Genomic DNA, 22,861 nt, shown 5'->3' on the forward strand with positions numbered 1-22,861 from the left:
GCGAGCATCAGGCCTTCTATTCCGTGGGAAGTCTGACATGCAAACCCCTATTTCGTTACCTTTCGCTGACAAATACGACAAGCAACATGCCCAGGACTACTGGCAGAAACATCGCCGCGGCCTGGCCCGTAAACTGTCCAACTGGCGTGACCAGCAAATTGCACGCTGGGCATTGGAGCAAGCCTGCCAACCGCAACAGGTACTGGATCTCCCCTGCGGTGCCGGTCGTTTCTGGCCGACGCTGCTGGCCAACGAAACCCGCTCCCTGATAGCCGCGGACAATGCAGCGGCAATGCTGGACGTAGCCCAACAGGTGCACTCGCCAGCTACTCTGGCACGCATCCAGCTGTTGCAGACCTCCGCGTTCGCCATCGACCTGCCTGATAACAGCGTAGACAGCATCTTCTGCATGCGATTGCTGCATCATATCGAACAGAATGATCACCGCTTGGCGATGTTGAAGGAATGCCGGAGGGTGACGCGCGACAGCCTGATCATTTCGCTCTGGGTAGACGGCAATGTCAAGGCAGAACGCCGTAGGCGCACTGAAGCCAGGCGAGCAGCAAGAGGCCCCGGCAATAACACCAACCGATTTGTGGCCCGGCGCGACGAGATAGAAAAACTGTTTCTCGAGGCGGGCTTCACCATCCAGAGCCATAAGGACTTCATTCCAGGCTACGCGATGTGGCGAGTCTACGTACTGCGCAGCGCTGATCGCAGCAAGCCCTTGCCATGAGCTCCTCCTCCCTGAACAAGTGGCCGATAACCCAGACGCAGTCCTTCGCCTTTTGGTGGGAGGCGCCCGGTCAGTGGGTAGAGCCGCCCAATATCCGACGCGGCGGCTGGAGCGGGGTGTTGCGCTGCCGGTGGCAGAATCGGGCGGTCTATCTTAAGCGCCAGCATCAGCACTTCTGCCGGGAATGGCTACACCCCCTCGGATGGCCGACCCTGTGCCGTGAATACCGGAATTTGCTTACCCTGCAAAAACTCGGCATTCATTGTCCTGCGCCGGTCTACTTTGCCAGAGAAGGTGCTGCAGCCGTACTGGTAGTGGAGGCGCTCGACGGCTTTGTCGCCCTCGACCAATTACATCTCGAAGCCGGGCCGCAACGGGAGCAGCTGGCCCTGAACCTGGGCCGGTGTCTGGGCCATATGCACAGACACCATCTGCAGCATGGCTGTCTGTACGCCAAGCATATTTTCGTACGACAGAGCGCAGAAGCCTGGCAGATCGCACTGATCGACCTGGAAAAGATGCGCTGGAGACCCGCAGCAAAAAAGAGCGCCCAGCACGATCTGAATCAGTTGCAGCGCCATCAGTCCCTGCTTGATGCCGGGGACTGGGAAAAAATGCTGCAGGCCCATCAACAGTCTTTCACCGCTTAAGCGAATCTTAAGTTTCACCGGGCAAGCTTCTCTCCATCACTGGAGAGAAGCCCATGTCAAACCCGCTTACCAACACACCGTCACCGCTGGCTACATTCGACAGTCAATACGTTCTGGAACTGAACACCGATCAGCCCGCCACCGGCCTGCAGCGCACTGAGCTGGAAGCCTTTGTATACCAACGCTTTGCCGACACTTACGGGGCCTGTGTGAGGCAGTACATGCCGCAACTGCTGGGTATCCGACACAGGGGGACATTGCAGGCCGTCGTCGGCTTGCGACCGGCCACTACCAGCGCGCTTTTTCTGGAGCAGTATCTCGACATGCCTGCCTGCACCCAGATCCGCATTCGCAGTGGCATGCCCACACAACGCGAGCACATGGTGGAAGTGGGCAACCTGGCTGCCCTGGCACCGGGCGCAGCGCGGGTGCTGATTATCGCCCTGACCCATTACCTGGCCGCCCAGGGTTACACCTGGGTGGTTTTCACCGGCACTGCCATGCTGTTAAACAGTTTTCAGCGCCTTGCCCTCAGCCCCATTGACCTGGGTGAGGCCAAGCCGGAACGCCTCGGCGACCGGCAAGCGGAGTGGGGAAGTTATTACGCAACCCGGCCGCGGGTGATGGCAGGGTACATTCCCGAGGGTCTGGTTCAGCTTGAGCAGCGCGGCGTTTTCCGGCGACTGGGTTACCGCCCGTTGTACGCACACCAGCGGGAGGCCTCCCATGTCAGCGCTTGAGAATTTCTGGCTGACGCTGGCCAAGCATGCCGAGAACAGGCAGGACCAGGTTGCCCTTGCCGGTGACCAGGACCAATGCACCTACGGTCAACTGCCCGCAGCCATAAACGCCAGAAGCAGGGCGCTCGAAGCCAGCGGTTGCCGCAGGGTTGCCCTGTCCATGGCGAACGGTAGCGACTGGCTGCTATGGGATCTGGCTTTGCTGCGCAGCAATCTTGTCTGCATACCCGTGCCGCCGTTTTTCAGTGCCGAGCAGGTTTGCCATCTACTCGACAGCGCCACCGTGGATGCCGTTATCGGCGAGTTGCCGGGTGACGTAAATATAACGCCGCGGGGCTTCAGCCGGACGAGTCTGGGCTGGCAACGCCTGATGCCCGAGAAGCAGGAAGCCGCAGCAGTCGCGCTTCCCGAAAATACCTGCAAGATCACTTTTACCTCCGGCACCACCGGCCAGCCAAAAGGCGTGTGCCTGGCGGCGGAGGCCCTGATGACAGTCGCGTCAAGCCTGCAGACAGCCTGCTCCGAGGTCAGGCCCGAACGCCACCTGGTGCTTCTGCCTCTGGGTGTGCTCCTGGACAACATCGGTGTCTACGCTGCGCTGTTGGCGGGCGCCTGTATTCATCTGCCCGAACACACTGGCGTGAGCAATAACATGCTGGATATTCAGCTCCTCATGCAGGCGTTACATCAGGCCCGGCCCCATACGCTGATACTGGTTCCGCAACTGCTGCAGGGGCTCCTGCAGGCGGCCGATGCCGGCTTGCTAGCGCCGGACAGCTTACGATTTATCGCCGTTGGCGGTGGCCGCGTAGCGCCTGCCCTGCTCGAACGGGCCGCGCAGTTGCAGTGGCCAGTCTACGAGGGCTACGGCCTGTCCGAGTGCGCTTCGGTGGTCTGTCTTAACCGACCGACTCGGCACCGCGCGGGGACCGTGGGGCAGGCTCTGCCCCATGTGCAGATCAGCATTGCCGAAGATGGCGAAATTCTGGTGCATGGCAACTGTCCGCTTGGGTATCTGGGTAGCGCCATACGCGCTCCCGGGCCATGGCCTACCGGAGACATCGGGCACATGGACGAAGGGTACCTGACCATCCTCGGGCGCAAGAAGAACCAGTTCATCACTGCCTTCGGTCGCAACGTCAATCCGGAATGGGTCGAGGCCGAGTTGACTGCTGAACCGGCCATCGCCCAGGCCTTTGTGCATGGCGAAGCCTTGCCTTGCAATCTCGCCCTGATCGTACCGCGCCATGAACAGGTCACCAGCGTCCAGATCGCAGAAGCCGTGGCCCTGGCCAATGCCGGGCTGCCCGGCTACGCACGGGTCCATCACTGGCTGGTCATCGCCCAGCCATTCACCAGCACCGACGGCCTCCTGACCAGCAATGGTCGGCTCCGCCGTGCTGCCATTTTCCAGCATTACCGTCAGGCTCTTCAGGGCCTGCTACCCCAGGAGTTAGCCCATGCGTTTTTTTGATCGTTTACACCAGTGCACGCAAGCCGAGCGTGAATACCTGTTTGCCTCGCCGCTGATTGAGGCGGCACTGGCAGGGCAGGTGCAGCGTCATAGCTACATTGCCTTTCTGACGGAAGCCTTTCATCACGTCAGTCATACCGTGCCGCTGCTCATGGCGTGTGGGGCAAGGCTGAGCGCCAGGCAGGAATGGATTCGCAACGCCATGGCCGAATATATCGAGGAAGAGCTGGGGCATCAGGAATGGATTCTCAACGACCTGCGCGCCTGTGGCGCCGATTCCGAAGCGGTGCGTCATGGCCAACCGGCCCTGGCAACCGAATTGATGGTCAGCACCATGTATGACCGAATCAACCGGCTCAACCCGGTATCGATGCTCGGCATGGTCTTTGTGCTCGAGGGCACGAGCATCGCCCTCGCCACGCAGGCCGCGGGCAGCCTGAAAAAGGGGCTGGGGCTGCCAGACAAGGCATTCAGCTACCTGACGTCCCATGGCGCACTGGATCAGGAGCACATGAAGTTCTTTGAACAGCTGGTCAACCAGCTGGATGATCCGGAAGACCAGCAAGCCGTTATGCATACTGCCCGGGTCATTTACCGGCTATACGCCGATATGTTCCGTAGCCTGCCCGGCTCGCTGGAGGTGCCCCATGCGCTTGCGCGATAGCGTTGTGGTACTGACCGGCGCCACCGGTGGCATGGGTCAGGCCATGGTCGCCGCATTATGCCAGGCCGGGGCGCAGGTGTTGCTGGTCGGGCGCCAGACGCAGGCACTCCAGGCCATGGAGCGCGAATTCGGCTCTCGTGTTTCCTGCGTGCAGGCCGACTTGCGGCAAGCCGATGACCGCGCAAGAGTGGTTGCAGCCGCGCGCAAACTGTCCGGTTTCAACCTGCTTGTAAACGCGGCAGGGGTGAATCACTTCGGGCTGTTTGAATCCATGGACGATGCGGCGATAGCCGATCTGATCGACACCAACCTGACCGCCAACCTGCAGTTGACCCGCGCGCTGCTGCCTCTGATGAAATCTGCGCCGCAGGCCTGTGTGGTCAATATCGGGTCGACCTTTGGCTCGATCGGCTATGCCGGCTTCAGCACCTACTGTGCCAGCAAGTTTGCCCTGCGCGGTTTTTCTCAGGCCCTGCGCCGCGAGCTCGCGGACACGCGAGTAGGGGTGCTGTATCTGGCTCCCCGGGCAACCCGTACAGAAATGAACAGTACCCGGGTGAATGCAATGAACAACGCTTTGCAGGTCACCATGGACAGCCCCGAGCAGGTCGCAGCCCAACTGATTCGAGCACTGCAGCAGGACCTGCGCGAAGTGCATCTCGGCTGGCCGGAGCGCCTGTTTGTGCGTCTCAACAGCCTGCTGCCTTCGCTGCTGGACAAGGCTTTACGCCGCCAGTTGCCGACCATTCAACATTACGCCGGTACCGAACCCGACATCGCCCCATCCACAGCATTGGAGCAAAGACCATGAACATCATCAGACAGCTGGCCCTGACGGCGTCTTTCTGGGGTCTGGCCTTGGCCGCCCAGGCGGCGGACATCACACCGCTACAGGAGCGTTGGGCACAGATCCATTACCAGACGCCTGCCAAGGAGCAGCCCAAGGCCTATTCGCTACTGGCCGAGCAGGCACGGCAATTGACCCGCGCCAACCCCGAGAGCGCTCAGGCACATATCTGGCAGGGCATTATTCTCAGCAGCTGGGCCGGAGCCGAGGGTGGGCTGGGCGCACTGGGCAAGGCCAAGGAGGCAAAGGCGGAGCTGGAGCAGGCCTTGAGTCTGGAGCCTGAGGCCTTACAGGGGTCTGCCTACACCAGCCTGGGCGTGCTCTACTATCAAGTGCCCGGCTGGCCGATCGGATTTGGCGACGACGACAAGGCCGGCGAGCTGCTGCAGAAAGCCCTGGCGCTCAATCCCGAGGGTATCGACAGCAACTATTTCTGGGCGGATTACCTGATAGACCAAAAGCGCTATGCTGAGGCTCGAATAGCCCTTCTCAAAGCCCAGGCGGCACCGCCCAGACCCGGGCGCGAGCTTGCAGACCAGGGTCGGCAACAGGAGATTCGCGCACTCCTCAATACACTCGAGTAACGCCCATGCGACTGTTGCTGGTTGAAGACGACAAATCCCTCGGCGAAGGCATAATCACTGCGCTCAAAGCCGAGGGCTACACGCTTGACTGGTTACAGGATGGTGCCAGCGCGCTGCACGCCCTGAGCAGCGAACCCTTTGACCTGGCCATCCTCGACCTGGGTCTACCGCGCATGGACGGCCTGCAGGTGCTCAAGGCATTGCGCGACCGCCATCATGCGGTGCCGGTACTGATCCTTACCGCACGCGACGGCGTCAGTGACCGCATAGCTGGACTGGATGCAGGAGCCGATGATTACCTGACAAAACCATTCGACAGCGCGGAGCTCAAGGCGCGCCTGCGCGCTCTGCTCAGGCGCAGCAATGGCCGTGCGGAGCCGCTGATCAGCCTGCGCGGCGTTATCCTTGACCCGCAGAACCAGCAGGTAACACTGGACGGGAAAATAGTGAGTCTGTCACGCAAGGAATTTGTACTCTTGCACGAATTGATCGCCCAACCTGACCGGGTGCTGACCCGCGACCGACTGGAGCAGGTACTCAACGGCTGGAACGAGGACGTGGACAGCAACACGCTGGAAGTCCATATCCATCATTTGCGTCGCAAACTCTTCCCGGAGCTGATCCGTACGCTGCGCGGGGTCGGTTACATGATTGAGCGCCAGGTATGAAATCCATACGCCAGCGCATCTTGCTGCGGGTACTCGGTTTGCTGTTGATTGGCTCGTTGATCCTCAGTGCAATCAGCTACGGGGATGCGACCCATGAAATCGAGGAGCTGTTCGACGCCCAGCTCGGTCAAAGTGCTAGGGTGCTGCAGGGTCTGCTACGCCTGCCCCAGGCGCAGATAGATCACCAGCAGTTGGCTGCGGCGCTAAACGAATCCGCGGGGCAGCAGCCTACCCTGGGGCATCGCTACGAAAGCAAACTGGCCTATCAGGTGCGCGATGCTGATGGCCAGATTATTGCCCGCTCCTTCAATGTGCCAACCATCGGCAAGGATACCTGGCAACCCGGCTTTGCCAGTCTTGGCGAAGGGGAAGACCAGTGGCGACGCTATGTACTGGTGGATCCCGAGCAGCAGTTGGCCATCTGGGTCGGGGAGCGCGCCGATGTGCGCGGCGAGCTGGTGGGCAAGATTGTGCGTTCCACCCTGATTCCCGACCTGATCGGCATTCCCCTGATGCTACTGCTGGTCTGGTTGGCAATAGGCTCCGGCCTCAAGCCACTGGAGCGTATGGCCAGGCAGATACGTCAACGTGATCCCGACAGCCTGCAACCGATGCTGATCAGCGATCTACCCACCGAGCTTGAGCCCATGCAGGCAGCGCTCAACCGCATGCTTGATCAGTTGGGGCAGCTCCTGGCCCGAGAACAGCGTTTTATCGCCGATGCGGCCCATGAGCTTCGAACGCCCCTGGCGATACTGCAGATCCATGCTGAAAATGCACGGGCGGCCAGCGACCCGGCCGAGCGCGACGCCGCTCTTGGCCATCTGCTCAATGCAACCGAGCGCGCCACGCGCCTGGTCAGTCAGATGCTGACACTCGCTCGCCTAACGGACGAGCAGCAACTGCAACGCCAGCCAGTCAACTTGAAGCAGGCATGCCGCGCCGAGCTGGCACAGCTTCTACCCCTGACGTTAAAACGGCATCAGGATCTGCAATTCGACATCGACCCGAAGCTTCCCGAGACCCTGAAAATGGAGCCTGGCAGCCTGGGCATGTTGTTGCAGAATCTGCTCGGCAATGCCATTCAGCATTGCCCGGATCACGGTACTATCCGGCTGCATCTGCAACGGGAGCAGGTGTCGACGCATCGTCTATTGCTGAGCATCGAGAACAGCGGTGAGCCTGTGCCAATAGTCGAGCGGAGTCGATTGCTCGAGCGCTTCTATACTGGCAGCAATCATCCAGGCGCCGGATTGGGCCTGTCCATTGTGCAACGGGTAGTGGAGCGTCACCACGGCACAATAGAGCTCGATGACAGCAGCCTGGGAGGCCTGCGCGTAAATATTCGTCTGCCTCTTTAATGCGCCTGTTGATGGCGGATTATCACCCCTGCATAACCTGCTGGAGCCTGAGCCTCGCATGGTCGATACTGCGCCAAACACGACTCGCAGGGGACTCAGAATATGACCGAACAACGCTTTGACATGACCGGTAAAACCGCACTGATTACAGGCGCTTCCAGCGGGCTTGGGGAACACTTCGCCCGTGTGCTGGCCGCCGCAGGTGCGCGTGTTGTGGTAGCCGCCCGCCGCGCTGAACGCCTGGACAAGTTGGTGCAGGATCTGCAGGCCCAGGGTTTTGCAGCCCTGGCAGTGACCATGGATGTAACCGATTCCGACAGCATCGATGCCGGCTTCCGCCAGGCCGAGCAGCAGTTTGGCGGTGTGGATGTACTGATCAACAATGCCGGCATTGGTGAAGGTGTGCCCTTTCTGAAAATGACCGAAGGCAACTGGCGCAGCATGCTCGACACCAATCTCGACGGCGCCTGGCGTGTCGCCCACCGGGCTGCAGTAGCCATGGCAGAGTCCGGCCGGGGCGGTAACATCGTCAATATCGCTTCGATTCTTGGCCTGCGCGTAGGTCAGGGCCTGAGCCACTACGCGGTCGCCAAGGCCGGTGTGGTGCAACTGACCAAGGCCATGGCCATTGAGCTGGCTCGCGACAATATTCGGGTCAACGCGATCGCCCCCGGCTATTTCCGTACCGAGATGAACAACGATTATTTCGAGTCGGAAAAAGGTCAGGAATATATCAAGCAGAAAGTACCCATGCGTCGCCTGGGCCTGCTCGAGGAGCTAAGCGGGCCCTTGTTATTGTTGGCCAGTGAGGCGGGCTCGTTCATGACCGGTACCGTTATCAATGTGGATGGCGGCCATCTGTGCAATAGTCTGTGAATAGATAACCAACAGGGCTCCAAGAGGACTCACAGGCCAATGCTCCGGATTGATTTACGCCGCAACGAGCGTCCCTTGCTGGTGACCGGGGTCATTCTGCTCGCTCTGTTTTTTTCCTTTCTGGCCTGGTCAGACCGCAATCAACGTGACTCACTGTGGCAGCAACAATTACATGCCCAGTCCGAGATACAGCGCATGGCCGTTGAACAGTCGCAACAGGCTGTGCGACGCCAGGCCCTTATGGCGGCCAACAGTCTGACGGAAGACCCCGATACCTTGCGGCTGATACGTCGCATTGCCTTGCTCAAAGAGCGCAACGGTCTCGACGACCCTGTGTTGCATCTTCTGCGTGCCCAACTGCGTAACGACCTCTCCGGCTTCTGGCGGATACTCGAGGAGGCAGGTGCCAATCAACTGCACGTGCATCTAGCACCAGGTGCGGTCAGCTTGCTGCGTATGCACCAACCCGACCATTGGGGTGATAGCCTGGAGGGCATACGCCCCATGATAGAGCTGGTGCAAGCCCAGGGGCAGGCACTGAGCGGCATGGAAACCGGCCGCCACGGCTCAGGCATGCGCGGCATTGTGCCCATTAAAAACAGAGCCGGTCCCGACGCAGAAGTCATCGCCAGCCTGGAGGTTGGCTTTGGCATGCTGCCGGAATTGCAATTGCTGGATGAAGAGTTGCAGGCCAGCCTGGCGCTCCTACTCAACCGGCACTTGCTGGAAGATGTCGTGCTCGACCATGACGAGGCTGGCCTGGTCGAACTGAAGGGCAGCCCCTGGTGGCTGAATCAGTCGTCACGTACTGAAGCAATGGATTGGCTCTCCAGCGACTCGGTTGCAAAGGCCCTGGAGCAGGACGGCAGTGCCGAGTTGGCGCTCAATGGCCGCTACCATCTACTCACGAGCATCCCCCTGGAAGACTTTCAGTCGCGTCTGGATGGCCAGGGTAATCCCTCGGCGCTGGTTCTGGTCTGGCGCGATATAAATCCACTCTGGCAGCAACACCTGACAGAAAAAAGTCGGGCTTTACTCACCTGGCTGACTGCCTTTATCGCCGCCATGCTGTTACTCGGCAGTCTCTTGCTGGCCACCCGTGAAAGTGTCCGGCGGCGCGAGCATGACCACCAGGGTCGTCTCAAGCAAGAGATAAAGGAGCGCGAGCAGACCGCGCATCTACTGAACATTGTTTCGCAAACCCAGTCTGCCTATATCAAGGCCAGCAACCTGAATGATAGCTTTGATCAATTACTCGCCCAGATACTTGATCTGACCGGAAGCCGCTTTGGTTTCGTAGGCCAGCTATTGCGCAACGGGGACGGCAAGCCCTTTCTGCAGACCTATGCCATCAGCAATATCGCCTGGGACGATCAAAGCCGTGCATTTTATGAGGAGCATCAGGCCACCGGCTTGCGCTTTACGCGCCTGGACACCCTGTTTGGCCAGGTACTGCAAAGTGGCGCTGCATACATAAGTAATGATCCTGTGAATGACCCTAATCGCGGTGGCTTGCCACCGGGCCACCCGGCCCTGGAGAGTTTTGCCGGACTGCCTATCTTATTCGGCGATCGGATGGTGGGCATGATCGGGCTGGCTAACCGGGAGGGTGGATACAACCTTGAGCAACTGGCCTATCTAACGCCTCTGCTCAATTCACTCGGCCAACTGATACACGCTCTGCGCAGGGATGAAGAAGAACGGGCTTCCACCCTGCGCATCGAGCTGCAGCGCCAGGCGCTACGCGCCTTGAACGAGATTGCAGCTCTGTCCAACCTGCGCCTGGAGACCCGCCTGAACAAGGCCCTGGAGCTGGGCTGCCAGTACCTGCGAATGAATGTGGGTATTATCAGTTCCATCACTGATGATGATTACCGGGTAGTGGCCCAGTATAGCCCCGATAATAATATTGCCATCGGTCAGTATTTCACGCTTGGAACTACCTATTGCGCCCTGACACTACAACAGGCCGATGTGCTGGCCATCGAGTTCATGGGTCAGTCACGATTCAGCGGCCATCCCTGCTACAACCTGTTTGGTCTTGAGAGCTATCTGGGTGTGCCTTTGATAGTCGACGGTGAGCGTTACGGGACGCTCAACTTCACCTCCGAGGAGCCACGGCAACAGCCGTTCGCCGATACCGACCTGGAGTTTATCCGGCTGATGAGCCGTTGGGTGAATTCCGCTCTGAGTCAGGACGCCGCCAATCGTGAGCGCGAACAGCTGCTTGAACGTTTCAACCGCCTCACCGAGCAGTTACCCGGCGTAGTCTACCAATATCAACTCAACAGTGAGGGAGAGACCTGGTTCCCGTACAGTAGCCAGGGCATCATCGATCTTTATGGGGTCACCCCCGAGCAGGTCCGAATGGATGCCGATGCAGCCGTGCAGGCTATCCACCCGGAGGACCAGCCGCAGATACTTGAGAGTATTGCCGACTCTGCCAAGCACCTGTCGATCTGGCGCAGTGAATACCGGGTCAACCATCCTGTATTGGGGGAAATTTGGGCAGCTGGCAGCGCCGTGCCGGAACGACTGGAAAACGGCGATACCATCTGGCACGGCTACATCGGCGATATTACTGCCCGCAAGCAGATTGAACTGACCCTGGAGCACGAAAGAACGCGCCTGGAAAGCATTATTCGGGGCACCAACATTGGTACCTGGGAATGGAACGTGAGCACGGGAGAAACTCTGTTTAATGAACGCTGGGCCAATATTATCGGCTACACGCTCGATGAACTGGCCCCCATCAACATTGATACCTGGGGCCGTCTGACCCATCCGGATGACCTGGCAGAATCCGAGCGCAAGTTGAAGCAGCACTTTTCCGGTGAGGCGGACTACTACGACTGCAAATGCCGCATGCGCCACAAGGACGGTCACTGGGTATGGGTACACGATCGCGGCCAACTGATCAGCCGTACCCCTGAGGGTCAGCCCCTGTGGATGAGCGGTACCCATGCGGACATCAGCGCAGAGATGGATCGGGATCAGAAAATCAGCCAGGCCAGGGCTTTCCTGCGGGCAGTCATTGATGCCTCTACCGAGGTTGCGGTCATCACCACCGACCTGCAGGGCACCATCACCCTGTTCAACAGCGGGGCCGAAAAGCTACTCGGTTACAAGGCAGAGGACATCGTCGACAAAACCACTCCGGCGGTATTCCACCTGGCCAGCGAAATAGAACGGCGTAGTCAGAAGCTCAGTCAGGAAAAGGGCATTGATGTCACTGGCTTCGAGGTATTCACCAGCAATGTTCGTGACGGTGGTGGCGAAACCCTGCACTGGACTTACGTGCACAAGGACGGCGGCCATCGTCTGGTCAATCTGACGGTTACCGGCATTCGCGAGGAAAACAACGAGCTGACCGGCTTCCTCGGGATCGCTACCGATATCACCGACCTGATTCAGGCCACCCGCGCGCTGCAAAAAAGCGAATCACGCTTCCGCAGCATGGTCAGCAACCTGCCCGGCGCAGTGTACCGCTGCAACAATGACCTGGACTGGACGATGTCGTATATGAGTGACGAGATTCAGACCATTACCGGCTATCCGGCTTCAGATTTTGTTGATAACCGGGTACGTAGCTTTGCCAGTATTGTGCATCCCGAGGATCTGCATCTAACCTATGCTACCGCTGAGCGTATTCAGCGCCAGGAAGCTTTTGAAGCGACCTACCGGGTTGTTCATGCCCTGGGCCACGAGGTCTGGGTCAGGGAGAAGGGCCGTGGCGAATACAATGCACAGAACGAACTGTTGTGGCTGAGTGGTTTTATCTGGGACGCTACCGAGCAGCGCCGGATAGATCAGCTGAAGAATCAATTCGTATCCACTGTGAGCCATGAACTGCGCACACCATTAACCGCTATTTCAGGTGCGCTTACGCTGATTACCAACAATGTGCTGGGGCCAGTGCCCACCGGGATGCGCGAGATGCTGCAGATTGCGCAGAAAAACAGCCAGTCGCTGAACAATCTGATCAACGATCTGCTGAATATGGAAAAGCTCGAAGCTGGAAAAATGCATTTTGATCTTCAGCCCCAGGCGCTTGCGCCGCTTTTGTTGACAGCCATCCAGGGCAACGCCGGCTATGCGGCGCAATTCCAGGTACAACTGGAGCTAGGACATGTTGATGCCGTAGAGGTGACAGTCGATGGCCAGCGCATGGGGCAAATACTGAACAATTACCTGTCCAACGCGATCAAGTTCTCCTACCCGGGCCAATCCGTTTTGCTTGAAGCCCACTATGCACAGAGCAAGGTGCGTATACGGGTGACTGATAAGGGAATCGGCATCCCTGAAGCCTTCCATGAGCAACTGTTTACCAAGTTCTCCCAGGCAGATGCCACGGACACCCGTCAGCGGGGCGGCACCGGTCTGGGTCTCGCCATCTGCCGTGAACTGGCGTCACACATGGCCGCCGAGGTCGGCTTTGAGTCATCTCCGGGGAAGGGCTCGAGCTTCTGGATATTGCTGGATGCCAAGTCCGCATCAGATCAGGTAGGCTGAAACCAAGGAATGCCAGGGGAGGGCTGTAGCGCAGAGCAGAGACGAAATTCGGTTATAGGTCGAACATGTACAGCGAGTCGAATAGATGAAGATACTGATCGTCGAGGATGATCAATGGATAGCTGAATTGCTCAGACAGGTGCTGGAAAGCCTCACCAGCGGGGCCGAACTGAGCCTGGTGGGTACAGTTGGCAATGCGCTCAACGAGATAAAAGCCAACCCCCAGGATCTGTTGATTTGTGATCTGAATCTACCCGATGGCAGCGGGCTGGAAGTGATAGAAGCCTGCCGACGGAGAAACCCGAATAGCCACAGGGTGCTTATTACCTCACAGATTGACCGGGCAACCGTCATTGCCGCTCGCCGGGCTGGTATCACCAGTTTTATAGCCAAGCCTTTCAAGGTGGAAAGTCTGTTTGAACGATTGCGCGAACTGGTCAACCAGGGGGCGATTGAATGCGCTGCCGGCGTGGACGGCGTGAGTGACTTGCAGGACTTCCTGACCCAACAGCTGCAACAAAAACTGTTTATTCCCTGGAGCGCGCAGGTCGCTCAGTCCCGGGTGCTCAACCTGGAACGCACCTGCAGCCGGCATGAGATGGTTCGCCTTGCGCGCCAGCAACCGATACTGCTGGCAGGGTTGATGCATCAGGCAAACCTTGATCAGGGGGGAGAAGGTACCTTCAACTGCATCAGCGTCGAGCAGGCCATTGACCAGTTGGGGTTAGTCAGTAGCATCGAGTTGGCGATTCAGCTTGCACGCACGGGGCCGGTACTGCGTGATCCCTTACTGCTTGAAAAAGCTCTTCAGTTGATGAAACAGCAGGCCGCTCTGGCAAAAGCTCTGACACGACTGGCACATCATCAATCCATCGCGTCCGAGCCAGTGAGGTCGGCAGTCAGTTTATGCCTTCTGGGGGAAATGGCGACGCTCTGTGCAATACAGAATTTTGTCGACTACGGACAACAGTTCGATCCCCTGGATGTCGATCGCTTGATGCTGAAGTTCGCGCCTGAGTTCGGCAATCGCATCAAGGTGGGTCTGAAGCTACCTTTCATCACCCGGGAATTGATCGGTGCCGTGTTCAAGTTGCCCCAAAACAGTCTGCGCAAAGACCTCGTCATAATGCGTATTGCTGCATTGGAAACCGAGCTGGACGATGACCCGATTGAATTGGCACGGTTGCGGAAATGGGTAGGCCTATCCAAAGGGTAAACGCGTCCACCTTCTCTGACTCGTTAGCTGGAGCCGACTCTTGCGAAACTGCTCACTTGATATCAGTCGGCCCCGCCCAGTTTACGGGTCAGCTCTTCGGCGGATATGGCCTGGCAGCCGCTGGCGTTCTGGCCTGACCACAGCGGCGAAAAGTCACCATTGCCACATGCCTCAGCGGCCTTGCGCAACGGCATTATCGCGGCGCCAGCCAGGGGAAAGGCTGGCGCCGAAGGACTAATCGGCCCCAATTCGCGTATCACCCGGTTGACGATGCCCCTTGCCGGCCGGCCGGAAAATACATTGGTCAAGGCTGTGTGCTCGACTGCTTTGCTGATCAGCGCGTCACGATGAACTTCACTGGTCGTAGCCTCGGGGCATAACAGAAAGGCCGTACCGATCTGCACGCCAGCCGCGCCCAGCGCCATGACGGCGCGGATACCTGCGGCATCGGCAATGCCACCAGCGGCGATAACCGGCACATCAATCGCTGCGATAACCTGGGGTAGCAGGGCGAAGATCCCCAACTGTGTAGTGATGTCATCGCTCAGAAACATACCCCGGTGGCCGCCAGCTTCCAGGCCCTGGGCAATCACTGCATCGACTCCGCGAGCCTCGAGCCAGCGGGCTTCTTCCACAGTCGTAGCGGACGAGAGAATGACCGTACCCCAGCTCTTGAGCTCCGCCATCAGCTCGGGGGCCGGCAGGCCGAAGTGGAAACTGACAACCGGGGGCTTGAACTCGCGAAGGATCTCCAGCGTACCGGTATCAAAGGGTCTACGTCCGCCACCAGCCGGGACATCAGTAATGTCTAATCCCCACTCCTGATAATAAGGCGCCAGCGCAGCGCGCCACTCCAGCTCGCGATCCTCCTCGGGCCTCGGCGGGGTATGGCAGAAGAAATTCACATTCCAGGGACCCACGCTGTGCTCGACCATCGTCTGCAATTCGGCCCGCAGGGCATCCGGCCCGAGCATCGCCGCAGGCACTGACCCCAACCCGCCGGCGCGGCATACAGCCAGCGCCAGATTGCTGTTCTGCACTCCGGCCATGGGTGCCTGGATGATCGGCAAGCGAGTTCCAAGTAGAGCCTGAAGGGTCATTGGTGAGTCCTCATATAGTGATGGTGAGCGGCTTCACAGATTAACGCCTCACCGAGCTCACTACCACGGCGACCTCGTCGTGGTCTAAGGTGTAGGCAGCGAACTCACCAACAATCAGGAGCAAAGTGCATGGGCATTCCCACGATCGGATTGGGTACCTACCGTCTGAAAGGGCAGGAGGTCATCGACTCTGTCAGCCAGGCGTTGCAACTTGGATACCGGCATATAGATACGGCGCAGATCTATGAGAACGAAGCGCAGGTAGGTAAGGCAATCGCTGATAACGGCATACCCCGGGATGAGCTGTTTATTACCACCAAGATCTGGATATCCAATCTGGCACCACGCAAGCTGATTCCCAGCCTGGAAGAAAGCTTGAACAAGCTCGGTCTCAAGCAGGTGGATATGACGCTGATCCACTGGCCCTCGCCAGATGACAAGGTGCCAATGGAAGAATATCTGCCGATGCTGCTGGAAGCACGAGAGCAGGGGCTCACCAAAAAGATCGGCGTGTCCAATTTCACCATCGAGCATCTGGGCAAGGCCATTGACCTGGTGGGGGCCGAGAATATCGCCACCAATCAGGTGGAGATTCACCCCTTTCTGCACAATCGGAAAATAGCCGAATTCGCCCGCGAGCATGGCATTCAGCTCACCGCATACATGCCGCTGGCAGTAGGCGCAGTGATGAAGGATCCGGTATTACAGGCCATTGGGCAGGCGCATGGAGTCACGCCCGCGCAGGTGACGCTCGCCTGGCTGATGCAACTGGGCTATGTGGTTATTCCCTCTTCCACCAAACGCGGACACCAGCAGGACAACCTGCGGGCGGCCGATCTGCAGCTCAGCCAGGACGATATGGCGGCTATTGCGGCACTGGAGCGCAATGAACGGATTGCTGACCCCGACTTTGCGCCACAGTGGGACTAAGGCAACTCAGAAGCCTTCCAGCACGATCTTGCCGCGTGACTGATGGCTTTCCAGCAGGCGGTGGGCCTTGAGCAGGTTGGCTGCGTTGATGCGGCCGAAGTGTTCGCCCAGGGTGGTCTTCAGGGTGCCCTGGTCAATCAGGTCGGCCACGCGGTTGAGCAAGCGACTCTGTTCGTTCATGTCCGGGGTCTGGTGCAGGCTGCGGGCGAACATGAACTCCCAATGCAGCGACAGGCTCTTGGGCTTGAGTTTGAGTACATCGAGACTCTCGAAGTCGTCGATCAGCCCCAGCTTGCCCTGCGGCGCCAGGCATTCCACGATTTCTTCGTAATGCTCGACCGTGTGGGTCAACGAAGCAACCAGCTCCACCTGTTCGATGCCCTTGCCCTGCAGCTGAGCCAGCATCGGCTCGTGGTGGTTGATCACATGCTGGGCGCCCAGGTCGCTGATCCAGCGCGCGCTTTCGGGCCGGGAAGCGGTGGCCACCACGGTCAGTTCAGTCAGTTGCCGGGCCAGCTGCACCAGAATGGAACCCACACCACCGGCGCCGCCGATCACCAGCAAGGTTTGGCCCGCCCCGCCGCCCTCGCTCACACCAAACCGGTCAAACAGCAACTCCCAGGCGGTAATGGCTGTCAGGGGCAGGGCCGCCGCCTCGGCATCGCTGAGGCTCGCAGGCGCACGGCCGACGATGCGCTCATCGACCAGGTGGTACTCTGCGTTGGTGCCGGGGCGGTCGATAGCGCCAGCGTAGAACACCCGGTCACCCACCTTGAAGCCGGACACCTCAGCGCCTGCCGATTCGACCGTGCCCACCGCATCCCAACCCAAGACATCAAATTTGCCCGTCAGTGGCGCTCGGCTACTGCGGATCTTCGCGTCTACCGGGTTGACCGAAATCGCTGCGACCTTGACCAACAGATCACGCGGGCCGGGCTCGGGGCGCGGCAGTTCGATATCCACCAGTGCATCTGACCGGCTCACGGCACCGGCTTCCTGATATCCCACAGCTTTCATATTCTGGCTCCTCGATTGAATCAACGTGGAGCATTCTGACCCCTGTGAAGCCGGCGCGAAAGCCGATATAGGTCGCAGGCTGTTGCAGGATTCGCCCGCCAAATGATCTTAAGCTAGCGCCAGAGCGCGGGATTCGCGGCTATCTGGTCCAGAGCCTCGGGATTGGCGATGGCTTCGCGATTACTCACCACTTCTCTGCGCAACAGCTTGGCCACCGCCAATTCGACTTTCTTGCCACTGCGGGTATAGGGGATCTGCTCGACCACCTCGATGCACGCCGGTACATGCCGTGGGCTGGCATTATCGCGGATACGTTGACGAATGCGCTGGCGCAGGGCTTCATCCATCTGATGATCGGGGTTCATGACCACCAGCAGCACCACGCGCACGTCGCCTTCCCAGTCCTGCCCGACCACCAGACTGTCGGCGATTTCCTCCAGGGTCTCCACCTGACGATAGATCTCGGCGGTACCGATACGCACCCCGCCCGGATTCAGGGTGGCGTCACTGCGGCCATGGATAATACAGCCGCCCTCGTCATCGAACTCGATATAGTCGCCATGGGCCCAGACGCCATCGAAGCGCTCGAAATATGCGGCGCGGTAGCGGCTACCGTCCGGGTCATTCCAGAATCCGATCGGCATGCACGGCGCCGGCTGCAGGCAAACCAGCTCACCCCGTTCGCCAACCACCGCCCGACCTGCATCGTTGAATGCCTGCACATCCATGCCCAGCATGCGGCACTGGATCACGCCCCGGCGCACCGGCAACAGCGGCGAGCAGCCAACAAAACAGGAGACGATATCGGTACCGCCGGATATCGAGCCCAAGAGCATGTCTTTCTTGACTGCCTCGTAGACCCAGTCGTAATCCTCGGGCAGCAGAGGCGAGCCAGTCGACAGCAGCACGCGCAGTGGGCTCAGATCAAAACTGCGCCCTGGCTGCAGACCAGCATTACGACACCCACCCAGAAACTTGGCGCTGGTACCAAAATGGGTGACGCGATAATCCTCGGCCAGCTGCCATAGCCGGTGCATATCGGGGTAACCCGGATTGCCATCAAAGAGCACCAGCTCTGCGCCGGTAACCAGGCCCGAAGCCAGCCAGTTCCACATCATCCAGCCGCAGGTCGTGAAGTAGAACAACACATCCTCAGGGCCCAGATCACCGTGCAACATCAGCTCCTTGCTATGTTGCAGCAACGTGCCGCCGGCACCATGGATGATGCATTTGGGTACGCCGGTGGTGCCCGAGGAGTACAGGATGTATAGCGGGTGATCAAAGGGCAGGGCTGTAAACTCCAGAGGTGCACCGGCATATTCGCTCTGCACGGCTTGCCAATCGATCACGCCATCCGGCAGTGCGATATCCGGTACATTGCGGATCATCAACAGTTGTTCCACCGAGGGCATACTGGCTCGTAGCTCCAACGCCTGGGCTGTGCGATCGAAGACCTTGCCCCCATAACCATAGCCGTTAACGCAGATCAGCAGTCTGGGCTCGATCTGGCCAAAGCGGTCAAGGATGCCGGCGGTGCCGAAATCTGGCGAGGCCGAAGACCACACCGCGCCGATACTGGCAGCCGCGAGCATACCAATGATCGCTTCGGGGACATTCGCAACAACCGCGGCAATACGGTCACCTGGCTGTATCCCAGTCTCACGCATCCAGGCTGCCAGTGCTGCAACCTGGGCAAGGAGCTCACTGCGACTGAGGGTGAAATCGCCACGGGTTTCGGAACGGGCATGTAACGCTGGCCGCGTAGCGTCACTAGTCAGGGCGTGGCGCAGCAGGTTCTCGGCAAAGTTGAGGCGCGCCTGTGGGAACCAGCGCGCGCCAGGCAGCGCGTGACTCTCCAGCACGACACTCGGATCGCTGGCGCTGACCACATCGGTGTAATCCCAGATGCTGCGCCAGAATCGTTCGATGTCAGCGATGGACCAGGCGTGGAGGTCCGCGTAATCGGCACCTGGCATTTCACTAGCGTTCTGTAACCAGTCTCTATAGCAGGCCATGCGACTGCTTTTCATTGTCCGGGCGGTGGGTGTGTGGAGAACTGCGGGCAAATTCGTCATGGCACACTCCGACGGCAATGCGTCATGTATTCGATAAAGGCATCGGCCGGTAGCGGCCGGCTGTACAGGTAACCCTGCACAAAATCGCAACCGGACTGGCGCAGGAAGTCGCGCTGCTCTTGGGTCTCGACTCCCTCGGCGAGGGTCTGCATGCCCAGGTTCCGGGACAACGTGATGGTCGCATTCACAATGGCGGCGTCATCACCATCGACACTCAGATCACGGATGAAAGATTGGTCTATCTTGATTTTTTGCAGGTGAAAGCGCTTCAGATAACTCATGGACGAGTAGCCGGTTCCGAAATCATCCAGAGCCAGATTAAGCCCCAACCGGTTGAGCCGGGCAATGATCTGTATGGCGGACTCAGGGTCCTGCATGGTCATGCTTTCGGTCAGTTCCAGCTCCAGGGCCTGCGGCGGTACGCCGGTGCTTTCCAGCAGGGCTTCGATCTTGCCCAATAGCTGTCTGTCGCGGAACTGCACGGCTGACAGATTGACGGCTACACGCATATCGGTAAAGCCCATGCCATGCCATACCAGCAAGTGCTTGAGCGACTCGGCCAGCACCCATTCACCAATCGGAATGATCAGCCCGCTGTTTTCCGCCACCGGAATGAATTCGGCTGGCGAAATATTACCCAACTCGGGATGATTCCAGCGCAACAACGCCTCGGCTCCCACCAGATGGTCGTCCGTCAGGCGATGTTGCGGCTGAAAATGCACACTCAACTGACCCCGGGCCATGGCATGGCGTAGCGCGTTCTCGATCTGCAGAGTACGCACGTAATGGGTCTGCAGCTCCGGCTTGAAGAAGCTGTAGCCATTGCGTCCGTGCTGCTTTGCCCGATACATCGCAATGTCGGCATTACTCAGCAAATTGACCAGGTCCTGCGCATCATCCGGATACAGGGCAATACCAATCGAAGCCGTCACAGTCAGCTCGTGACCCGCAACGAACATGGATTCAGTCATCGCATTGGCAATGCGCTGCGCGGTATGTGCCGCACCATTGGCGTCCGTCTCGGGCAAGATCAGCGTGAACTCATCGCCCCCGGTCCGGGATAAGGTGTCCTCCTCACGCAACAACCCCGATAAGCGCTGTGCAAAGGCCACCAGCAACGCGTCACCGACCTGGTGACCCAGTGAATCGTTGACATTCTTGAAGTTGTCCAAGTCGATAAACATCAGCGCCAGGTGCTTGCCATGTCGCTCGGCCAGACTCAGGGCGAGCTCGGCACGTTGCTCGAACATGCTGCGGTTAGGCAAGCCGGTCAACACATCAAAATATGCCAGCTTGTGAATATGCTGTTCATCCGCCTTGCGTTGGGTGATGTCACTGAGGACCGCCACGTAATGGGTAGCCTCCCCATTGTCATCGAGCATACGACTGACGCGCAGCCACTCCGGGTAAAGGGTACCGTCCTTGCGCCGGTTCCAGACCTCGCCCTGCCAGTGGCCCTGACTTTCGATGGCAGCCCACATGCTCTGGTAGAACGCCTTGTCATGCTGACCCGAAGACAGCAGGGTCGGCGTGTGACCCATCGCATCAGAGGGACTGTAGCCGGTGATGTCGGTAAAGGCCCGGTTGACCTTGACGATGCGCTGCCGGGCATCTGTTATCAGGAATCCTTCGCTGCTTTGCTCAAACACCCGACCGACCAGTTTCAGCTCCTCACTCGCTCGCACTGTTTCGTCAATGTCGATATGGGTGCCTACGATGAGGTCGGTAAAGTGTCCGTCCCCATCGCGCAGAAAACGGCCCCGTGCCAGAATCCAGATCCATTCACCCTTGGCGGTCCGTACACGAAAACGGTTTTCGTACAGTCTGTCAGAGGGATTGCTGAAATAGTTCGTGAAGCGCCGGGCCGCCGACTCTCTGTCGTCTGGGTGGAGCAGGTCGATCCAGACCTGCAGCGAACCGAACTGAGGATCACGCTCCTGCGCCACCGGATCGAAACCCAGCATCAGAAAATATTCGTCACTCAACTCCAGGCGACCTGAGCTGACATGATATTCCCATGCCCCGGTGTTGGAGGCGCTGACAAAGGACTGGTAACGCGCTAACAGTTGCCGATTCAGTTCTCCAGCCCGTTTACGCTCGGTGATGTCACGGGACAACACGATAAAACGGTCGGTTTCATTGGGCCTCGCTGCCTTGCGTGCCACCGACAACTCGAACCAGCGCTCACCCTCGGCACTCCCTGGATCGCCCAATGGAAAGCTGTAACCACCTGCCCAACCCTTTTGTGCTGCCTCTGAAATAGCAGTCATGACCTGGCCCGCAGCTGCTCTCGGCAATGCTTCGTGTACCGTTCTGCCTTGCATCGAATGGAACGGCATTTTCAGCAGGTCAATACGCTGGGAATAAAAACGGTAATAGCGTCCTTCGGCATCCAGTTCGAACAAGAGATCGGGTATGGCGTGGATTACCGCGGCCATATCATTGCGCGCCGCCACTTCAGAGCGCGTGCGCTGGGCAACCAGGCTGGTGAGATTCTGCCGCTGCCAGCGCATAGTGAGCACCTGAAGAACCGAATAACCCAGCGCCAAGCTGGTGATGACCCCGATCAACAACATGATCAAGGCCCGCAACCAGAGCTCGACGCTAGGAGGTTGCTCAACGCTCAGGATCCAATGGGCGTTGGCCAGCTCCAATGACACTTCATGGGAGCGTTGGAAGTCTCCCTCGTCAGCAACCGGCAGCAGCAGATCCCGCTGGGCCGTATTAGGATCGAGGCGCCATAGACGAAAGCGCAACTGCTGTTCTCGCAGAGCCTGGATCTCCGGCAATGACTGGATAGTTGTCAGGTCGAGAATTGCGACTACAAAGCCCCAGAATCGCTCGGAACCACTGGCATCGCTGACGAATACGGGCAAACGACCGGCCATCACGCGACCGCCCCGAGTCTGGTAAAAGGGCCTGGACAAGGTAAGACTCTTGTTCTGCAGGGCCATCATGGCGTCGGCACCGCGCTCGGGATCCAGCAGCAAATCGCGTTGCAGCTCCCCTTCATTCCCCGCAAGCGGCCACACCTGACTGATCACACCACCCTCTGCCATGGCGAGAGCGGAGGCGCCGGGGAAGTAGGTACTCAGCTCGTCTCCGAGCAGTTGAAAATCATCTAGCTGTCCATCGGACACTTGAACCAGGGTGCCCAGGGTATAAACAGCTCCCAGACTACGCAGCACAAAATCGGAAATACCCTGTCCGTATCCCTCCACTCGTTGGGCAAACTGCTCCTCCTGCAGCAAACGACTGTGGTGATGGAGGCTGTAGCCGATGATAAAAGCCAGAACGCCGGTGATCAGACCAGTCAATAGTGCAACCAACCAGTAGGCCCGGGGCGGCTTGAGCAATTCAGCTTCACTCGGTTGTTCATGATCCGTCATGGATACCCTTCCCTGGTCCAGA

General features: G+C 58.9%; 17 protein-coding genes. 13 read left to right on the forward strand and 4 right to left on the reverse strand.

Annotated features, from left to right (window positions below; all coding sequences use genetic code 11):
* Positions 1-37: 37 nt before the first annotated feature.
* From IEV54_RS05865 to IEV54_RS05920, 12 genes are all read left to right on the forward strand, one after another.
* A complete protein-coding gene (locus IEV54_RS05865; protein WP_150276397.1) occupies positions 38-736 on the forward strand; it encodes a class I SAM-dependent methyltransferase in 699 nt (232 codons plus the stop codon).
* The gene (locus IEV54_RS05870; RefSeq protein WP_150276398.1) at positions 733-1,386 is read left to right on the forward strand and encodes a lipopolysaccharide kinase InaA family protein; all 654 of its coding nucleotides are present in this window, start codon (positions 733-735) and stop codon (positions 1,384-1,386) included. The genes IEV54_RS05865 and IEV54_RS05870 overlap by 4 nt, the downstream gene beginning before the upstream one ends.
* Positions 1,387-1,439: 53 nt before the next feature.
* Positions 1,440-2,126, forward strand: coding sequence for a thermostable hemolysin (locus IEV54_RS05875; protein WP_188434338.1), 687 nt, complete (start codon positions 1,440-1,442; stop codon positions 2,124-2,126).
* Entirely contained in the window at positions 2,113-3,600 is a 1,488-nt protein-coding gene (locus tag IEV54_RS05880) for an AMP-binding protein (protein WP_150276399.1), read from the forward strand. The genes IEV54_RS05875 and IEV54_RS05880 overlap by 14 nt, the downstream gene beginning before the upstream one ends.
* Complete coding sequence (locus IEV54_RS05885) at positions 3,587-4,264, forward strand: iron-containing redox enzyme family protein (protein WP_150276400.1); 678 nt, start codon at positions 3,587-3,589, stop codon at positions 4,262-4,264. Before IEV54_RS05880 ends, IEV54_RS05885 begins: the two co-directional genes overlap by 14 nt.
* Complete coding sequence (locus IEV54_RS05890; RefSeq protein WP_150276401.1) at positions 4,248-5,075, forward strand: SDR family oxidoreductase; 828 nt, start codon at positions 4,248-4,250, stop codon at positions 5,073-5,075. Before IEV54_RS05885 ends, IEV54_RS05890 begins: the two co-directional genes overlap by 17 nt.
* Positions 5,072-5,695 carry a tetratricopeptide repeat protein gene (locus IEV54_RS05895; RefSeq protein ID WP_150276402.1) on the forward strand — a complete coding sequence of 208 codons (624 nt, stop codon included), beginning with the start codon at positions 5,072-5,074 and terminating at the stop codon, positions 5,693-5,695. The genes IEV54_RS05890 and IEV54_RS05895 overlap by 4 nt, the downstream gene beginning before the upstream one ends.
* A 5-nt stretch (positions 5,696-5,700) precedes the next feature.
* Positions 5,701-6,363, forward strand: a complete 663-nt coding sequence (locus tag IEV54_RS05900) for a response regulator (protein ID WP_150276403.1) — start codon at positions 5,701-5,703, stop codon at positions 6,361-6,363.
* Positions 6,360-7,724 (forward strand): ATP-binding protein, encoded by a 1,365-nt coding sequence (locus tag IEV54_RS05905; RefSeq protein ID WP_150276404.1) that lies wholly within the window; start codon positions 6,360-6,362, stop codon positions 7,722-7,724. The genes IEV54_RS05900 and IEV54_RS05905 overlap by 4 nt, the downstream gene beginning before the upstream one ends.
* Before the next feature lie 102 nt (positions 7,725-7,826).
* Complete coding sequence (locus IEV54_RS05910; protein WP_150276405.1) at positions 7,827-8,600, forward strand: SDR family NAD(P)-dependent oxidoreductase; 774 nt, start codon at positions 7,827-7,829, stop codon at positions 8,598-8,600.
* A 39-nt stretch (positions 8,601-8,639) separates the two neighbouring features.
* Positions 8,640-13,112: a PAS domain-containing protein gene (locus IEV54_RS05915; protein WP_150276406.1), complete on the forward strand. Its 4,473-nt coding sequence runs from the start codon at positions 8,640-8,642 to the stop codon at positions 13,110-13,112.
* A gap of 85 nt (positions 13,113-13,197) precedes the next feature.
* A complete protein-coding gene (locus tag IEV54_RS05920; protein WP_150276407.1) occupies positions 13,198-14,328 on the forward strand; it encodes a response regulator in 1,131 nt (376 codons plus the stop codon).
* Between the two features lie 62 nt (positions 14,329-14,390).
* Here IEV54_RS05920 and IEV54_RS05925 read toward each other — a convergent pair whose 3' ends face one another.
* Positions 14,391-15,428 carry an NAD(P)H-dependent flavin oxidoreductase gene (locus tag IEV54_RS05925; RefSeq protein ID WP_150276408.1) on the reverse strand — a complete coding sequence of 346 codons (1,038 nt, stop codon included), beginning with the start codon at positions 15,426-15,428 and terminating at the stop codon, positions 14,391-14,393.
* Positions 15,429-15,557: 129 nt separating this feature from the next.
* Between IEV54_RS05925 and dkgB the strand changes: the two genes are divergently transcribed.
* Complete coding sequence (gene dkgB, locus IEV54_RS05930) at positions 15,558-16,358, forward strand: 2,5-didehydrogluconate reductase DkgB (RefSeq protein ID WP_150276409.1); 801 nt, start codon at positions 15,558-15,560, stop codon at positions 16,356-16,358.
* Positions 16,359-16,364: 6 nt separating this feature from the next.
* Here dkgB and IEV54_RS05935 read toward each other — a convergent pair whose 3' ends face one another.
* From IEV54_RS05935 to IEV54_RS05945, 3 genes are all read right to left on the reverse strand, one after another.
* The gene (locus IEV54_RS05935) at positions 16,365-17,375 is read right to left on the reverse strand and encodes a zinc-binding alcohol dehydrogenase family protein (protein WP_150276410.1); all 1,011 of its coding nucleotides are present in this window, start codon (positions 17,373-17,375) and stop codon (positions 16,365-16,367) included.
* A 113-nt stretch (positions 17,376-17,488) separates the two neighbouring features.
* On the reverse strand, positions 17,489-19,450 hold the full coding sequence (locus tag IEV54_RS05940; RefSeq protein WP_150276411.1) for an acetoacetate--CoA ligase: 1,962 nt from the start codon (positions 19,448-19,450) through the stop codon (positions 17,489-17,491).
* On the reverse strand, positions 19,447-22,839 hold the full coding sequence (locus tag IEV54_RS05945; protein WP_150276412.1) for a bifunctional diguanylate cyclase/phosphodiesterase: 3,393 nt from the start codon (positions 22,837-22,839) through the stop codon (positions 19,447-19,449). Before IEV54_RS05945 ends, IEV54_RS05940 begins: the two co-directional genes overlap by 4 nt.
* Between the last annotated feature and the right edge of the window lie 22 nt (positions 22,840-22,861).

The sequence above is a fragment of the Halopseudomonas salina genome, from assembly GCF_014637955.1.
GTDB classification, from domain to species: domain Bacteria; phylum Pseudomonadota; class Gammaproteobacteria; order Pseudomonadales; family Pseudomonadaceae; genus Halopseudomonas; species Halopseudomonas salina.